General features: G+C 56.3%; 13 protein-coding genes and 1 pseudogene. 3 read left to right on the top strand and 11 right to left on the bottom strand.

The annotated features are described in order from the left end of the window. Positions 1–4: 4 nt before the first annotated feature. The 3 genes from HDF10_RS16585 to HDF10_RS16575 form a co-directional block, all read right to left on the bottom strand. On the bottom strand, positions 5–502 hold the full coding sequence (locus tag HDF10_RS16585) for a DinB family protein (protein ID WP_183815352.1): 498 nt from the start codon (positions 500–502) through the stop codon (positions 5–7). A gap of 151 nt (positions 503–653) precedes the next feature. Next, positions 654–1,385, bottom strand: a complete 732-nt coding sequence (locus HDF10_RS16580; protein WP_183815350.1) for an SDR family NAD(P)-dependent oxidoreductase — start codon at positions 1,383–1,385, stop codon at positions 654–656. 106 nt (positions 1,386–1,491) lie between these two features. Further along, on the bottom strand, positions 1,492–2,238 hold the full coding sequence (locus HDF10_RS16575) for a glucose 1-dehydrogenase (protein WP_183815348.1): 747 nt from the start codon (positions 2,236–2,238) through the stop codon (positions 1,492–1,494). Positions 2,239–2,402: 164 nt separating this feature from the next. On the opposite strand from HDF10_RS16575, the gene HDF10_RS16570 reads away from it, so the two are divergent. After that, a complete protein-coding gene (locus tag HDF10_RS16570) occupies positions 2,403–2,795 on the top strand; it encodes an ArsR/SmtB family transcription factor (RefSeq protein ID WP_183815346.1) in 393 nt (130 codons plus the stop codon). Between the two features lie 127 nt (positions 2,796–2,922). Here HDF10_RS16570 and HDF10_RS16565 read toward each other — a convergent pair whose 3' ends face one another. After that, a complete protein-coding gene (locus tag HDF10_RS16565) occupies positions 2,923–5,640 on the bottom strand; it encodes a bifunctional YncE family protein/alkaline phosphatase family protein (RefSeq protein WP_260177959.1) in 2,718 nt (905 codons plus the stop codon). 235 nt (positions 5,641–5,875) lie between these two features. Between HDF10_RS16565 and HDF10_RS16560 the strand changes: the two genes are divergently transcribed. Further along, positions 5,876–6,460, top strand: a complete 585-nt coding sequence (locus HDF10_RS16560; protein WP_183815342.1) for a KdsC family phosphatase — start codon at positions 5,876–5,878, stop codon at positions 6,458–6,460. Positions 6,461–6,501: 41 nt separating this feature from the next. Here the strand turns inward: HDF10_RS16560 and HDF10_RS16555 are convergent. Continuing rightward, positions 6,502–6,951 (bottom strand): annotated as a pseudogene (locus HDF10_RS16555) (family 1 encapsulin nanocompartment shell protein); the annotation flags it as partial. Positions 6,952–7,174: 223 nt separating this feature from the next. Beyond that, positions 7,175–8,212, bottom strand: a complete 1,038-nt coding sequence (locus HDF10_RS16550; RefSeq protein WP_183815341.1) for a glycoside hydrolase family 5 protein — start codon at positions 8,210–8,212, stop codon at positions 7,175–7,177. Positions 8,213–8,527: 315 nt separating this feature from the next. Here HDF10_RS16550 and HDF10_RS16545 point away from each other — a divergent pair, with 315 nt between their 5' ends. After that, positions 8,528–8,926 carry a hypothetical protein gene (locus HDF10_RS16545; RefSeq protein WP_183815339.1) on the top strand — a complete coding sequence of 133 codons (399 nt, stop codon included), beginning with the start codon at positions 8,528–8,530 and terminating at the stop codon, positions 8,924–8,926. A gap of 200 nt (positions 8,927–9,126) precedes the next feature. Here the strand turns inward: HDF10_RS16545 and HDF10_RS16540 are convergent, their stop codons facing one another. The 5 genes from HDF10_RS16540 to HDF10_RS16520 all read right to left on the bottom strand — a co-directional run bounded on the left by HDF10_RS16540 (position 9,127) and on the right by HDF10_RS16520 (position 16,800). Continuing rightward, positions 9,127–10,698, bottom strand: a complete 1,572-nt coding sequence (locus HDF10_RS16540; protein ID WP_183815337.1) for a GMC oxidoreductase — start codon at positions 10,696–10,698, stop codon at positions 9,127–9,129. Positions 10,699–10,718: 20 nt separating this feature from the next. After that, complete coding sequence (locus HDF10_RS16535) at positions 10,719–11,432, bottom strand: gluconate 2-dehydrogenase subunit 3 family protein (RefSeq protein ID WP_183815335.1); 714 nt, start codon at positions 11,430–11,432, stop codon at positions 10,719–10,721. A 251-nt stretch (positions 11,433–11,683) separates the two neighbouring features. Then, the gene (locus HDF10_RS16530; RefSeq protein WP_260177958.1) at positions 11,684–12,640 is read right to left on the bottom strand and encodes a carbohydrate kinase family protein; all 957 of its coding nucleotides are present in this window, start codon (positions 12,638–12,640) and stop codon (positions 11,684–11,686) included. Between the two features lie 47 nt (positions 12,641–12,687). Beyond that, complete coding sequence (locus tag HDF10_RS16525) at positions 12,688–14,046, bottom strand: APC family permease (protein ID WP_260177957.1); 1,359 nt, start codon at positions 14,044–14,046, stop codon at positions 12,688–12,690. A gap of 12 nt (positions 14,047–14,058) precedes the next feature. Then, entirely contained in the window at positions 14,059–16,800 is a 2,742-nt protein-coding gene (locus HDF10_RS16520; RefSeq protein WP_183815331.1) for a glycoside hydrolase family 2 protein, read from the bottom strand. Positions 16,801–16,989: the final 189 nt, after the last annotated feature.

Below are 16,989 nucleotides of genomic sequence, written 5' to 3'. Positions count from 1 at the left end.
GGGCCTATCGTTTGGAGTTATCTTGCTGCGCTAGCTTTGCCTGGCCGAAGTGATATGCGAGATGTGCTGTTCTGCCGAGCAGGATGGTGAAGCGGTTGCGATGAGGTTCGAGCTTGAAGTCTTCTTCGGAGATGGCGGTGTGTCTTTGTGCCCAGTCTGAGGCTGACAAGTTCGAGAACGCTGTCCATAGGGCATCGTTGACTTCATTCCAGATTCGCTTCAGGTCTGCTCCCGAGGGAAGATTCTGGGAGTGCCCGTCGGGATTGAAGATAAAGATCGAATCGAGTTCCGGATGCAGTCTCTCGCCTAACCCCAACAGAGGAAAGAGCGCGTCGCTGCTGGCCGTCAGATGACCCCAGAGATAGATATGCCTGTTCTTTCCGGGAGCCACCTGATCGAGAAGCTGCATCTCTGTTAGAGCGCTGAAAAGTTTCGTTGTACGGTCAACGTTTGCCTTCCACCCGCGGAGGGCCGAGTCGATGAGCGAAGCTTCTGTGTTCATGCTGTAGTACCTCTCTTATGGAAAAAGCCAAAATAACGATGCATTCAATCATGGATGATCTCTACTTCTGTGCCTGAACCGAGGGTGCCACGCCGCTTTATGCGTCGGCAGCGTGGCGAACTCAGTTCGTCTTCAGCTATGTGTTGTTGCGTTAGATCTGTGCAGTTCCGCCATCTACGAATAGCTCGATGCCATTGACGAAACTGGAATCGTCAGAGGCGAGAAAGAGCGCAACGGTTGCGATCTCTTCGGGGCGACCGATCTCACCACGCGGGATGAGGGTCTTGAAGTATTCCTTCGCGTCAGGACCGAGCGGATCGAGAATGGGAGTGTCGATGGTTCCTGGGCTGAGGACGTTGACGCGGATCTTGCGGTCCTTGAGGTCGTTGAGCCACGTGCGCGCAAAGGATCGTACCGCGGCTTTGCTGGCGCTGTAGACGCCGAAGGCAGGGAAGCCCTTAATGCTGGCGATGGAACCGTTCATGAAGATGGAGCCGCCGTCGTTGAAGAGCGGGAGTGCCTTCTGCACGGTGAAGAGCGTGCCGCGTACATTGAGGTTGAATGTTTTGTCAAAGTGTTCTTCGGTGACCTCGCCGATCTTGGCGAACTCGCCCTGGCCCGCACTCGCGAAGAGGACATCGATCTTTCCTTTTTCTTTTTTTACGGTTTCGTACAAGCGATCGAGGTCAGCGAGGTTTGCGGCGTCGCCCTGCACGCCTGTCACATTCTTGCCGATTGCCTTGACGGCTTCATCGAGTTTGTCCTGGCGACGGCCGGTGATGAAGACATATGCGCCTTCTTTTACGAACAGCTTAGCGGTGGCGAGTGCCATGCCTGACGTTGCGGCGGTGATGACTGCTACTTTTCCATCGAGTTTGCCCATGTAAATTCTTCCTTTCGCATTTTTGCTGCTGGCGTTCGCTAAAGTCGGGATGCGAGCCCACTCAAAACTCATGATGACGCTAGCGTTGAGTGGGCTTTGTGTGAGGTTAGCGGAGGCCGCCGCCGGTGATGACGCGCTCGCCGGTGATCCACTTTGCGTCGTCGGATGCAAAGAAGGTTACGACGGAGGCGATGTCGTCGACGCGGCCCGCGCGACCGAGGGGAGTTTGCGCGACGAGTGCTTTCTCGAAGTCGGATCCGATGAAGCCTGCGGATTGCGTGCCTTCGGTATCGACGATGCCGGGGTTGACGGAGTTGACGCGGATCTTACGTGGGCCAAGTTCCTTTGCGAGGACGCCGGTGATGGCGTCGAGAGCGCCCTTGGTGCCCGTGTAGACGGCGCTGTTGGGAGGGGTGATGCTGCTGACGCCAGAGCCGATGTTGATGATGCTGGCCCCTTCGCCGAGATGCTTGACCGCTGCTTGCGTGGTGAGTAGAACGCCGAGTACGTTGATGTTGAAGATCTTGTGGAACTGCTCTTCGGTTACTGCTTCGAGGGGGGAGAACTCGTAGACACCGGAGTTATTGACGAGGATGTCGAGGCGTCCGTAGTTCTTGACGGCTGCGTCGATGATGCCCTGCGCTTCTGTGGCCTTGGAGACATCACCACCGACGGCGACGGCTTTGCCTCCGGCTGCGGTGATGGCGGATACGACGGTGTCTGCACCAGACTTGCTGGAGGCGTAGTTGACGACCACGGATGCACCTTCGGAGGCGAGCGACTTGGCGATGGCGGCTCCGATACCCTTGGATGCGCCGGTGACGACTGCGACTTTACCCTTTAGCTTGCTCATGACTGGTTCCTCTTTGAGTTGCTTTAGAAACTTGAGATTTGCACTGCCTGCGGTCGCAGGTTCCGACTGCTGGTGAGTAGATGGGGTTCGGTAGCTGAAGGATTCATTAGTTCGGGATTTATGTACTATTGAACAATTCCTTTTAAGGGACTATGGTGGTGTACATGAGGCCTTTATTCCACCCCTCGGTCCAGGACGTGACGGTTGAAGCGATCCTTCATGCTTTGTCTGACCCTGTGCGTGTGGCGATCTATGCCGATATTGTTGGACAGAATTGCTCGCATAATTGCGTGGCGTTTTCGAATATCAGCGAGAAACCAATACCGAAGTCGACGCTTTCACAGCACTTCAAGATACTTCGCGAAGCTGGGTTGATTCGGGGGGAGCGCCAAGGGGTTGAGATGCACAACACGTCTCGTTGCGCGGAGATTGACAAGCGCTTTCCAGGGTTGATTGGAGCCATTGTTACGGCGCATAAGGTTCAGTTGGCCGACGGAGAGCGGCAGACGAGAGCGGCTAAATCAAAGGCTGCGCGACGAACTGCAAGAAGTAAATAGATGGCTCGCGACAAGCTTAGGAGCTTCCAAAAACGAATTTGAAAGTGATCACAACTTCGGAATTTCACTGTTCTTTGTGCTCGAGAAGGATACTTGCACCTTCGTGATCAGGCCAAATAACTTGCTATTAGTCGTCATCGTCATTCTTCTGCTTCTTGGGGCGGGCGTTCAGGAGTGCCGGTATCGGGGCGTCTCCCATGGCGTCCTTCCAGAGGATCACATTTAGCTTTTGTGTATCTGCATGATCTGCGTGACGGAAGTCCATTCTCTGAGACGCCTTCGCTCCTGGTGCGGTCTTCGTATTTGCGGTGTAGATGAGGGCATTATCGCGATTTCTGTAATCGGCGGAGAATGGCGGCTGACTCCCATCTCCGGTGAACAATGACCCCATCATGGAGCTGAACGCATCGTTGTTGTTCATCGGCGGAAGGCCCAGGAGGATCTCCATTGTACGCAGAACGCTGACCGTCGAGTAGAAGCGACTGTCAACGAAGGCTTGTCCATTCGCCGCCTTCGGGGAGTATTTGCTGACAACCAGAGCCAGACTGCGGTGCGCATCCACATGATCCGCACCGGCCTGCGCGTCGTCTTCCAGAATGAAAAATGCCGTGTCGTCCCAATAGGCAGAATGGGATACCGCGTCGACTGCGCGGCCTACGGCCAGATCGTTATCGGCGATCGAAGACTTAGGGGTGGGTCCACCGGGCGTTGTTCCTGCTGTGTGGTCATTTCCAAGTCGAAGCAGGATGAAGTTCGGCATGTCGTCGTTGCCTGCTTCGCGGTCGGCGACCCATCTTTCAAAATGCTTCATGAAGACATTAACCCGGATCTGATCTGGGATCCTTAGATTGAAATCTGGTTGCTCGACCGCAAAGTGCCCGACTAACTCCGGCTTGGTTGCGATGTTTGTCGCCAGGAGCGGGATGGGCCATGGCCACTTATTCACGCAGCCACCCCACTCAGCCGGCAGCGTCTCTCCAGACATAACCGAGGGCTTTTGGCACTTCGCTCCCTCCAGTTGCGGTCCTTCCTGAGGGCTTACTGTTTTTTTGGCATCACAGAATGTGGACGAGATGTATTCGCCAAAGTGGTAGTAAGTTTTGTTTTGACGCGCGAGGTTTCCCCACAGATATCCGCTTTTGGGTTCATTGATATCGGGAATTTTTTGCAGGAGAGGATAACCCTCGGCAACTACGCCTTCAAAGTCGTAGGTCCGCTCATCTCCTCGGTAGCTCTGCTGCCATGTCTTCTCGAGATAGTCTGTGCCGATGCCGGCGGTTGACCACACGTGGCCGTCGCCCGACACTTCGCCGGAGTCGTAGAAGTTATCCAGCACTCCAAACTGTAGAGCGAGTTTGTGCTGATTCGGCGTGATCTCTGAGCCGTACATCGTCAGTCTTGAGTCCCCGTTGCCGACGGCCTTCCCGTTTTGTCTGAGATCTCCAAAGATCTGATCGTAGGTGCGATTTTCTTTAATGATGTAAATGACATGTTTGATGCGATCCTGCCGGCTGCCTGCAAACTGGATCTTTTCTTCGGCCGCCTTCATCCGATTCGACTCAACTACTTTGGCCGTCCACTTAGGAAGTTCTCTCTCCATGGACTGCGTGTCCAACACTGCAAGAGATCCATAAAGGAGCGTTGCGATGTAGCTGGAAGATGCCGCCTTTGTTTGTGTCCCGTCGAGTTGTCGCTGCGGGAAGTTGTTTGGTCCCGTTCCTTTGCCTTTGGCAGTTGCAACGTAGAGCTTTTCGTCGATGAGCCCGATTGACATCGGCATCCACTCCGTTGGTACAAAGCCTAAAGGTTCGACCATCCCAACCTTCGCTGCCTTGGCCGACAGTTTTCTGGTGTCAAACACTGCGATGGCGTCGGTGATCGCGTTCGCTACGTAGAGCCTTGAACCATCGGAAGACAAAGCCAGCGCCTCGGGCTCTGCCCCGAAGTAGGTCTGGTGCGGCAGTCGAGTGTCGAAGTAACCTTTTATCGAGAATTGGCGGCCATCTATATTGACTGCGGCAACTGCATCGCGGTTCGCTAACGCAACGTACATGGTTCGGCCATCGGCGGACATCTCGAGCGCACAGGGATGAGTTCCGGCTGCGGTCGTACCGTCTGGCTTTAGCAGCGCAAGCTTTCGGCCAACGGTCCCATTCTTCAAATCCAGTTCTACAATCTCGCTTGCATTCCACAGTGCCACAAACGCTCGGGTTTCATCTTTTGAGACGCTGAGTGCGACAGGGTAGGTCGAAGGGACTGCATCATTTTCCGCGAGATCGAACCGAGTAAGGATAGTACCCGAAGCTGGGTCCATCAGTAGTACGTCGTCTGACAGATTATCCGCCACTAAAAGTTTTTCTGAGCCAGAGGGACCTATTACCGCGATTGCGGCAGGAAACGGTATGCCTTTATCCGCGGCGGTGCTGCCGGTCAGCAGCGTCCTCCGGCCCGCGGCCAGTTGCTGCAGAGGGATCTTGATCATTCGTTCCTGTGAGATTTTTCCTGCGTTGAAACCATAGACTGCGATGCCGCTACCGGTGTCATCTTTCCCGGTGCCGAGGGGATCGGTTTCGGACCCCATGCTCGCGTACACGTGTCTGCCATCTCGGCTGAAGGCCAGACCTGAATAGAGCGTCTGTCTGGCCTTTATCGGGGTTCTATCGTCTGGAAAGTCTTCCACCACTCCGGTCTGAGTATCCATTACCGCGAGCGACTGTTTGTACCCGGACTCGAAGGTTCCATATCCCGCGTTGACTGTGATGACAAATCGTCGATCCGGCGAGATAGCCATCGAGAGCGGAAGTCCATTGAGCCTCTGCGGATTGCCCGGGACCGGCTGTAGCATCTCCTTGCTCGTGGGAAGATCAACACTTGTCGAGCCAGATTGTGCCGTCATAGAAGCGGTTTTCAGAATGAGTGCCACTGCCAGGAAGTGAGCAGCATGGTGTCGGGTTGTCATTGTGACAGATTACCAAGCTCTCTGTTGATCGGGTGTTACAGGCGGCTTCAGTACGGAACACTCTCGTAGAGAGTCCATTAGGGACTCAGTTTGGCTTTGGGGACTGCATTAGAATCATTTTATGTCTGACACCGCCCTGGCTTTCCTTGCTTCTCCAGACGTGCTGGCCCGTGCCCGTAAGATCAAACTGTTTCTGATGGATGTTGATGGTACTCTGACCGATGGCGGCGTCTGTCTGATCTCGACGACTGCCTCTGATGGGTCAGGAGATCCTGTCGTCTCTGAGATGAAGGTGTTCAATGCGCAAGACGGGCAAGGCCTGTCGCTCGCGCACACGATGGGGATTCAGACAGGGTTCATCACCGGTCGGTCTTCACCTGCCGTTGCCCGGCGCGCCAAAGAATTGAAGGTCACTTTTGTCTATCTGGGACAGGCGAAGAAGACCGAGGCGTTTGAGGAGTGCATGCGAAAGGCGGGCGTGACCGAAGAGGAAGTTGCCTATATGGGCGACGATCTGCCGGACATTCCGCTGGCGCAGCGAGCCGGGTTGGCTGTGTGCGTGGCCGATGGAGCGCCTGAGTTGAGGGCGATCTGTCACTTCACGACGCGCCGACATGCAGGACGTGGCACCGCGCGTGAAGTGGTGGAGCTTATCTTGAAGGCGCAGGGAAGATGGGAAGAGGCAGTGCCACAGGCGCTTGCCTAAGGCTTCTCGGAAGGTGCGAGGACGACCGATGCCTCGCTCGTTCAGGAGACGGAACGTAAAGGTCTCCTGGAGGTAGAGCCGAACGGCAGCGTGGTGTGACTGAGATAGCCAATAGAGACATCCTGTCCGATGTTGAGCTCGAAGTCGCCGCCGCGTGTGGTCAACACAAAGGCGCCCTCTATGGCTGGCGCCCAGATAATATTGCCGTCGACGAGGCGTTTGACGTGTTCGAGAACGGGATGCCCTTGATCGCGGGTCTCCGCGAGTTCTGTATAGGCGTTGGCTCCAAGCAGAATGGAGTAGGGACCGTTTACACCTACCAGACGTAGTTGGCTCAGTGCCTGAGCAACGGCATCAGGGTAGTTTCGGACGTCGGCAGGAAGAGTCATGACTGGATTGCTGGTGCCTTCGCGAACGCCCTGGATGTTCGCTTCGCGATAGCCACTAAAGATGGCGCGGTCTTCGGCGAAGGCGATCTTTCTGGCGGCGTCCTTGGCTGGTTCTTTCTTGTCCTCACCGTGAAGCCGGAGCCTGAGAGTTACGCAACAATACGCTCCTTTCCACTAGGCTGCCGGTGATACCGTAGGCTCTGGGAGAAGCGATCCCAGGCATCCGATCCGAAAGCGGCGATACAGGTGAGTCCGGCATCGATGTCACGGAACTCTACTGCGCGAATCATGCCGGCGAGGTCGTTGCAGAAGGGTTAGGGGGAGTTTACTTTGCAGGGCTGAGGCCGAGCGCGTCGAGGATTAGAGGGTCGGGTATGGTGGTTCCGTTCTTTTTCGTCACGACGCCGAAGTTGTCCTGATAGTCCCACATGGCCCAGCCGATGTGATGCTTTTCGAGTGCGGTACGCATGTCACGTAGCCAGTGCGCGCGCATGGCTTCATCAGCGAATGGACGATGCACGCCGAACTCGCCACAGTACACGGGAGCATGGTGCAGCTTCGACCAACGCTCGGCGAAGTCGATCGTGGCATCCACACGCTGCGCGCCCCATCGCGCCAGGCCATATTGCTTTACAAAGAGCTGGCCCGCCAATGTGGGCTCCTGCTGCACGTTTTTTTCTACGTTTTCCGGCGTGGAAGGGTACGGAACCCTGCGCAACGGTTGCACGGCAGGATCGGTCCAGGTCGCGCCCTGGTGGGTGAAGGCAAATGGCTCGTAGTCGTGGAAGGTATAGATGACGTTGTCATACGGAATTGGCTCGAGCATCATCAAATCTTCCAGTCCCGACCATCTCGCTCCGCTTGCGATGATCGTATGCTGCGGTGCAACTGTGCGGATCTGGCCGGCGACGAAGCTCTCGATCCCCTGCCACCGATACGGATCGGACTGCTCGGGCTCGTTCATGATCTCAAAGAAGACAAGGTTCGGATCCATGGAGCTGAAGTGCTTTGCAACGTTCTGCCAGAGCATGCCGAAGCGCTCTACTGGTTCGGTTGCTTGGAGAAGTTGCTGTTTGTAGTGGCTCTCCGGATGTAGATCGATGATGACCGCCAACTTCTGTTCAAGTGCCACCTGCACGACATGGTCCAGCTCCGCCATGAACGGCGTAGCCTGGGGAAGGTTGTGCTGCCAGTCGAGCAGGGGCTCTGCATCGATGCTAATTCGGATGTGGTCAAACCCCAGCTTCCTGATCAGAACGATGTCGTCGGTCGTCGTAAAGCTCCGTAGACGTTCGACCGTGTAGTTGTCGGGCGACTGCGCGAACCACCGACTGGTGTTGATGCCGTGGCTTAGATGCTGCATGCGAGTTACGGCGACGCTCGAGACTTCCTGTGCCGACACGGCAGCTGAGGATAAGGATGCGCCCACGCTTGCAATCGCAAGATAGAGAAACACCTTACGATGCGCCGAAGCTAACTGTACTTGTATTTGCTCAATCAACTTTCGTTCAGGCTCCCCGATCAGTCTAGTGCAAAGAGGAGACGGGTAAGGTGACCATAACTGAGCAGCGGTATCCGATCATCGGCATACTCTTTCGGCGGTTAGCTGTTTCGGGGACTACAATTGCGCCCTCCCCAGCGACAGGCAATTCAAAGTCAAGTAAAGAGGAGATCTATCATGATTGGACAACAAATAGGCGAAACAAAGGGCAAGAGACTTGTCAGACGAGTGCTTTCCATCGACCCGCCAACCGCAGAAGTGTCATTCGAAGATAGCGGCCAGATGCTCGGTGTTCCCACCACCGGCATGGGAAGCTATACGTCGATCGTCCGTGCTGACGGCTCCATCTATGGTCATGGCCAAGGGCTCAGCATGACGCAGGATGGTGAGGCTATCACCTGGACAGGAACGGGCCTGGGAAAATTTGGGCCAGGTGGCTCCGTCAGCTACCGCGGTATGTTGTTCTTCCAGACGACATCACAGAAGCTCGCGCAGATCAACAATAGCTGCGGGGCCTTTGAATACGATGTCGATGCCTCCGGCAACACAACCTCCAAAGTCTGGGAGTGGAAGTAGGGCGTAGAGGTTGAGGCCAGGATTTATTTTGATCCTGGCCTCAACCTCTACAGCCCGCGAATGGAAGGTCGGATTAGCACACACAGATGCGCTTGTGTTGACCTGTTGATCCAGAGGCTCACTTCGAAGATGGCAGAAACGTGTTAAGTCCGACGGAAACCGCCGCGACTGCATTCGCGAAAAGCGCGATGTGTCTCCTTCTAAATATTTCGCGTGTTCATCTCGCCGGCGAGATACTCTGAGGCGCGCATCGAGAGCGCCAGGATAGTCATCGTCGGGTTCTGCCAACCGGCACTCACAAAGCTCGCTCCATCGACAACGAATAGATTCTTATGCTCGTGGCTCTGGCACCACTTGTTCAGCACGCTCTTCTTCGGATCGTCGCCCATGCGACAGGTACCGACTTCATGGATACTATACCCCGGCGGGTTGGGAACGATATTCTTCGAGAGCACTTCGAATCCAGCCGCATCTGCCACCGAGCAGCTAACTTCGACCGCATCCTTCGCCATGTTGAACTCGTTGTCGGTGTACTTGGTCTCGATACGAAGCACGGGAATACCCCACGCGTCCACCTTCTCCTTATCGATGCGGACGTGGTTCTCATAACGTCCGAGCACCTCTCCCATGACGGTGATATAGAAGGCACTGCCGTTGTATTCGTGCAGCTTCTGCTGCAGCTCCGCGCCATACGCCGCGAAGTTGCGCGGGTCGACCCCACCCATGTGGCTGGTTAGATTCAACGCGTAGCCGCGTAAGAACTTGTCATACTTCGTTGTAATGTTGCGGAAGCGCGGCACGATTGCTGAGCCACTCATCAGTTGTTGCGTTGCATTACCATTGCGCGCTTCAGGTACCGAGCAGGTCACTCCTGGTCCGTAGATCTGGTCCATCAGGTAGTGCCCCATAACGCCGCTCGAGTTGCCGAGATTTGAGGTCAACAGCAGGCGCGTGCTCTCAAGCGTCCCCGTGGCCAACACAATCACGCGGGCCTTCACATGCATCTCCCGGCGCGAGAGTCGATCAACAAAGTAGCACCCATTCGGTTGGCCGGTATTCTTATCGACCGTAATCTGCCTCACTACCGCATTGGCGATTGAGGTCAGCTTGCCGGTTCGCTCCGCATCCGGCAGCAGAAGATTCACCGAGCTCGCCAGGCCATCGCGGCCTTGCGCCCTGCGTTGCTTGCAGACCGGCATGTTGTACGCCTGCGAAGCCTTGATAAATCTCTGCATCGACCCTGACCATGTGTCGTCGACAGGAATAAAGTTGCCATTTGGCATCTGCGGCGGACCATCCTGCGCACCCGCCACCTGGAAGATCTCTTCCACGCGCGAATAGTACGGTGACAGGTCGGCGAGGCTGATAGGCCAATCTTCGCCAAAGCCATCATGCGACTTGCCCTTGAACTCGTAGTCGCTCAATCGGAACGACTGGCGCGACCAGAAGAGCGACCGTCCGCCGAATAGCCGCACCCGCACCCAGTTGTACGGATTCGCGGGATCGAATGTGTATGGAACCTCCTCTTCGTCCACCCAGACATTTGCGTTGAACTCGTTCGCCTGGAAGACATGCTCCAGCCGCCCCGGTGGTTTGAAGCCGCGATACGGAAGATCGTACGCGGGCTTGCGCTGTGCATCTCTGGCTACGTCGGCCACCGGGCCCGCGTTCAGCATCAGGCATCGGATGCCCTTTTCGGTAAGGATCTTGGCCGCCATGCCGCCAGAGTGCCCCGACCCGATAATTAGTACATCGAAGGTTGTGTCTGTCATTGTCTTTGAGTTACTCACTACTAACGCGGATAGGAAGGCATCGTGTGTGCGGCTTTGGGGACAGCCATCACGTGTGGAGGCAGGTGCGTGGAAGTTGCGCCTAGGCCGGCCATATCCGGCTCGACAGGAGACCAGTAGAGTCCACCCGTCACCCAGTCTTGCCCGGCTGCCGCGCTGACGTCGTCCCAGGCCTTCGAGTTCATCGTCGCAGTCCGGATGTCTTCGTGTGCGATGTTGATGAAGTCCGCGTGCAGTTCAGTCGGTGGATGGTCCGTCATCCAGGTACGCAGCCAGGGCTTGATGAGAGCATCCGCCTGAGTCGCGTTCAACTGCGCGAAAGGAAGCTTGTACCTGGTCTTTGCCTCTGCGTCGAGCCAGTTCAGGCCGCCGCTGTATACCTGCTTGCGGGCTTCGGGGGAGCTACCGATCAGGAAGTCGAGGAACAGGGGTGTCCCTGCCTGGAGCGCGCCCGGCTTATCGCCGAGCGGCGGCAGCAGGAAGTCACATAGCCGTGTAAATGTCGCAAGTTGAGCAGGAGTAAAAAAGTTCGCCTCAATCTCCGCAATCCCTTCGGCAGTTTCAGTGACAGGCAGTGGCGTCTTGGGATTCAGCCCCAGTGACCACGGTACGGGAGCGGGGGGTGGCGGTTCAGGATTCGCTGTCTGCTGAGCAAGCAGTGCCTTCGGTAGAAGTCCTACCGAGACGACAGCGCGCACGAATTCACGACGCAACATGGGATCTCCTTCTGCTGGCAAAAGATTACACTCACCCTCTTCCGTCGTCCAACTTGCGCAGCGGCAGCCTGATTTTCAGCGAATGGAGCGCGTAACGGAAGCGTCAGGCGAGGTGAAAAGAATGATCTCATCTGACGAGACAAGGAGACTGTATTGCTTGCAGAATCGCGACAATAGCTGGCGCTATTTTGTGCATCCGGCCGTCGCCTAAGACACTTCAATATTCATCTGCTATTGCGATCGTCCGTCTTTCATCGTGAAACGATCTCGGTCGCAACGCCGAGGCCTTCAAGAAATCGTTGCATGCGATGTGGCACGGAAAACGCCTGGGTCCCTCCGATTGCTGTTGTGGAGTAGGCCCCGCACGCATTGCCCAGCGCTAGGCAGTCCCTTACCCCGGCGCCGTGGACGAACGCGTGTAGAAACCCGGCGTTAAAACTGTCGCCGGCGCCTATGACATCGACGACCCCTGTGATATGCCCGGGGGCTTCATAACGTAGTCCTCGATGGCTAACCAATGCACCTGCGGCTCCACGTTTAATGACCAGCATAGGAATCATCTCGGACAGCTTGTCAATCGCGTCTTCCAGATTGGACTCATTTGCCAGTCGGCACGCCTCTCGTTCGTTGGGCATCAGGATATCGAGATGGGCGAGGGTCTCTGCGATCGGACCCTCCCAGGAGTTCTCCGGATCGTCATTGGTATCGAGCGAGGTAGTCAGGCCAGCCTGGCGCATTGTGGCCAGAAGCTTTGGCACATCGTCGCGTAGTCCGCGTTGGAGGAAGAACGAGGACAGGTGAAAGTGTCTGCCAGAGGCAAGATAGGCGAGGTCGAGATCCTCATAGCGGAGACCGGAGATTGTGCCCGAGTAGGTAAGGGCGCGGCGGCTGTGTTCATGTTGTAGCAGCACGGTCAGGCCGGTGCCGATCTCTGCTTTCGGAGCGACGGCACGCGACAGGTCTACGCCTGCACGGAGAAGAGGTTGCAGACAAAGATCCGTGAAGGGATCGGCACCAAGCTGTGGGATGAAGCCGATGCGACTGCCCAGGATAGCGAGATTGTGTGCGGTGATGGCGGAGGAACCGCCTAATGTCAGAGCCATGCTGGTGGCTAGAAACTCTCGCTCGACGGAAAGCTCTTCAGGCAAACCGTACATCAGCAAGTCCATTGTGATCTCGCCGGCCAAGGTTATATCGAACTGTGCCAACTTGCCTCCCAGGCTATTTCGTCCTGCCGATTTTGAGATCCGATCGCTCATGAGCGCGTGCGGAGCTGCGTGCCTCCGGTCATCTGCTGTCTGCGAAGTAGCCATAAAGCGACACCCAGCGTAGCCCAGACGGTTCCTGCCCATCGCGCCGTTGCGCCGAGATTAAGCCACAAAAAGAAGCACACTACGAAACCGGAGAGAGAAAGCACAATGGGGAACAATGGGTTCGTACCATCGGCACGATAGGCGCGATAGGCTAGTACCGCAGATGCGACGTTCACCCCCATGAAGGCCAGGAGAGCGCCGTAGTTCAGCAGCTCGGTCCCTAGTTGGTAGCTCATAGCGAGCGCGCCTACCAAGACGATCGCGCCGATCAGCAGGACATTGTTCTGCGGGATGCGACGGACCGGGTTGAGCGCTCCGAAGAATCTGCGCGGCAAAGCTCCGTCTTGCCCCATTGCGAACAAGAGCCGTGCCGCTCCTAATTGTGACGCCATGCCGGAACCGATGGTAGCGATCAGTAGCGCACCGTTCATCAACGCGAATAGAAAAGGGCCTCCGGCGCGCTGCGCGATCGCTACATAGGCGGTGTCAAGATCAGGGAAGGCGACGCCGCGTGGCCACACCAGTTGTGCCAGATAGACCTCGATGGAGGCCAGAACACCGGTGATGAGGCAGGTGAGAATGATGGCGCGCGGAATAGTCCGGCCTGGATCGTGCGCCTCATCGCTCAGGGTAGAGATGCCGTCGAAGCCAATGTAAGTGAGCACTGCGATCGAGGTGCCACGAAAGACAGCGTGAGCAGAGAAGGTGCTTCTATCGTAGACAGGGTTTGTATAAAACGCGACTGACGACGTATGCAGATGGAAGATGTATCGCACGGCAGCGACCACGAAGAGAATGATCACAACGCCTAACCCCGCTGCAACAGCAGAGTTGATGCGCGCCGAGGTTTCGACGCCTCGTAGGTTGAGGATGGTGAAAAGTCCAGCGAAGAAAAGCACCCAGAGGATGTAAGGAACTTCTGGGATGAAGTTGATTGCGGCTTTACTGCTCCAGATCGTGCAGATCAATGGGTTGAGGATGTAGTCCATGGCCATGCACCAGCCGGTCATATAGCCGAGAGCCGGATGCAACTCTTCGCCTACGTAGGTGAACGCAGAACCGCCCTTGGGATAGGCGCGCGCCATGCGGCCGTAGCTGTACGCTGTGAACAGCATGGCAATCAGCGCGAACAGAATTGCCATCACAACGTGACCGCGCGACTCCTGATAGATGACACCAAAGACCGGCATCGGCGCCGTCGGTTGAATCAGGATGATGCCGTAGAGGATGAGGTCGCGATAGCGCAGACTCCGCTTCAAGGTGACCGTCTGTCCATCATGGTGCAGCTCCGTTGGCATCATGCTCTTTACCCTTTATTGATCTTGCGTCGCCTTTGTGACCAACAAAGGCGATCCGGACTTCTCGGGAGTAACCTTAGAGCTGATGGTTACCGGCTCCACATTCCACCCTTCTATCTTCACCTTCAATCCTGACTCGACACGGGAGAGGATGTCGGACGGCAACAGTGCAGTCAAGTCACGCTCTTCGCCGGGCATCAGTTCGATGTAGTTATCGCTCCAGGTAATACGTGGCAGCTTCGCCCCTTGAGCATCATCAAGCTCAGCCGCGACTTGAAAGGCCAGCGCCTTCGACGGATTCGAGACGTGCAGATGAACCATCGTCCCTGCGCTTCGAGCGGTCGCTATGATGCGCGAAGGAGCCAGGCTCTGCAGAGCTGTCATGTCTTCCGATATCTTCGCCGGGGTGTGCGTGTAGGTAGTCTTTGCCCAGTCGAACTCCGTCAACTTAGCCGGCACCCAGTAGAAGTTTCTGCTCTCAACCATATCCTTCGCGTTCTTCAACTCGAGTTGAACAAAGTACACGGTGGAGGAAGTCTGGAAGACCTCCTGCGGGATGTCGAATGCTTTGGTCGAGCTATCGGGGCCGACATCCAGAGGGGTGGATTTGTTGAATAGCTCCTTCAAGTTGATGTCATACACATGAGCAACCGCGGTTAGACCTGGCGCAGCCTTATAAATGCTGTTGACGACATAGACGCTGTGATCATCATAGGAGTACTGCACATGCAAAAACTCGCATGCCTTCTTCGTCCCGTAGTATCCCCCCGCAGCATCGAGGTAGTAGTCATAGAGATGCCAGATGCTTGAAGGCCATGCATTGTTGAGCATCCATTGAATAACGCCGGTTGCGTTGTACTTGTTGCGGCCATAGGCCTCGAACATGGCGCGCTCGCCATCGAAGGCCATCGACTGGGCAACCTGGTTATAGCGCGCGGCAGTCTTTGCTTCGCCATAAGTTGCGGACATGGCGTCGTTGAAGACGTGAATATCCTGGAAGCCTTCGCCGCCCGCGTGATACCCCCACACTGCGTCCTGCGGCCACTGATGATCAGGCGGCAACATCTTCTTCAGACTCTGCAGGGAGGGAATTGCCGGTCCGGGGCTGGTCTCGGTGTTGAACCCATAGGCCCCGCCATACTTGGTATCGACGAGCCAGTAGGAAGGCGCGACAAAATCGTACGGGCCAGTCATCTTGACGCCACTCGGTCCGCTCACGGTAGTTGGTGCTGCGCTGGCCGACGACACGATGGCATTTGGCCAATTCGTCTGCTCGAGAACTTTCAGGTAGGCTGTCTCGACGTTCGCGGGCGGGGGATTGTCGCTTCCGTTGAACCACGCAATCAAGCTGGGATGGCTGCGGATGCGCAGGATCTGAGACGTCAGCGAAGCCGTAGCGACGTTCAAGGTATCGGGGGTCCACTTGTCCCAGTGCTCCCAATGATCGCAGCAACACCAGCCCGCGATCACCAGAAAACCTTGCTCATCGGCCAGGTGAAAGAACTCGTCGGTCTCCATCTTGCCTTCCAGTCGGATCGTATTCAGGTGCATGTCATGCACCATGCGAAACTCTTCGGCCAGACGCTCGGGCTGTTGACGCAGCAACATATCCTGCGACCAGCCTGCACCACGAATGAGAATGGGCCGCTGGTTGACGCGAAACAAGCGGTACCCCTTTGCAGTCAGCTCGGAGTTAACCTCGCGGATGCCGAAGCGGCTAGTCTGCTCATCGGAAACCGAGCCATTCAGAACGAAGCGGAGGGTCAGGGTCTGGAGCGGATGCGCCCCCTGGTCGACGGGCCACCATACCTGAGGGTGTTCGATTCGTAGTTGTGGAAAGTCGCTAGGGGCAAACGAGATCGTCCTCTCTTCTCCCGCAGCCAGACGCACGGGCTGCGAGATGGGTATGCCAGCGACCGTTCCTTCGAGACGACCTTCAACCGGATGGTCCGTCGCGTTGTTAACTTCGGCGCGGACGGTAAGCTCCGCCGTCTGCAAGGAGGCATCCTTGAAGTGGGTCGTTGCCATTGGGGAACGTACCGCAACAGGACCGCTTGTCCTCAGAGAGAGGGCCCCCCAGAGACCCATGTCTTTATCGGGAGGGCACGGATTCCAGTCGACCCAGTTGATGCCCAGATCGGTCGGAGTGGGTGCAAATGTCTCCACGGCCAGCACATTTTCTTCACCTGGCTTTATGGCTTTGGTGACGTCGAACTCGTACGTACGATAGGCCCCTTGCACCTGATCGGAGTCTGCGATCTTCCGGCCGTTCAGCCAGATGTCGGCACGGTAGTTGATGCCGCCGAAGTGCAGCCAGATCGTCTTTCCTCGTTCGGTGGCAGCAACGTGGAAAGTCTTGCGATACCACCAGCCACAGCGGTAGGGGCTGTCTGCTGGCATGTCAAGGTTCGAGAAGTTTTCTCCCAGAGGGTAAGACGTTCCCGGAATCGAACGCAGATTTGTACCTACAAAAGGATCTCTGAATTCGCCTGCCGCAACCTGTACGGCGAGCACCGTTGCAGGAACGCTTGCGGGATACCAACCCTCGGTTCGCGCATTCGGCATGGAGAGCTCTGCACCCACGCCGTGGACCTTGCAATCTGACTGAACCGCCCAACCCGATTTGAGCAGGACCTCAGAGAGCGGATTGCTTGCCGCGGCGCGTGCTGGCCCATGGGATGCGGCAAGCCAGACACCCAGAATGATTAGACGGCTCCGATGGATAAGGCAGTTCGTTGTGCGCGTTCGCAGAGTCATGCTCTTCAGTACCTCCAGAGATCTTTCCTGTGTCTGCATTTGCGATTCAATTCGGCGAGGTACGAGCAAGATATCGAATGCAAATGGACGACTGGGGAAGTCGCATTTTCAGCTATTGATATGGACGACGAACGAATATTAGAACGTTTGAATATAAATTGCAATCAGATAAATTATCTCGACCAGACG

It is taken from the genome of Tunturiibacter empetritectus (genome assembly GCF_014201375.1).
Classification (GTDB): Bacteria; Acidobacteriota; Terriglobia; order Terriglobales; family Acidobacteriaceae; genus Edaphobacter; species Edaphobacter lichenicola_D.
Note: the sequence above shows the minus strand (reverse complement) of the source record. Positions and strands in the feature narration are given on the sequence as shown.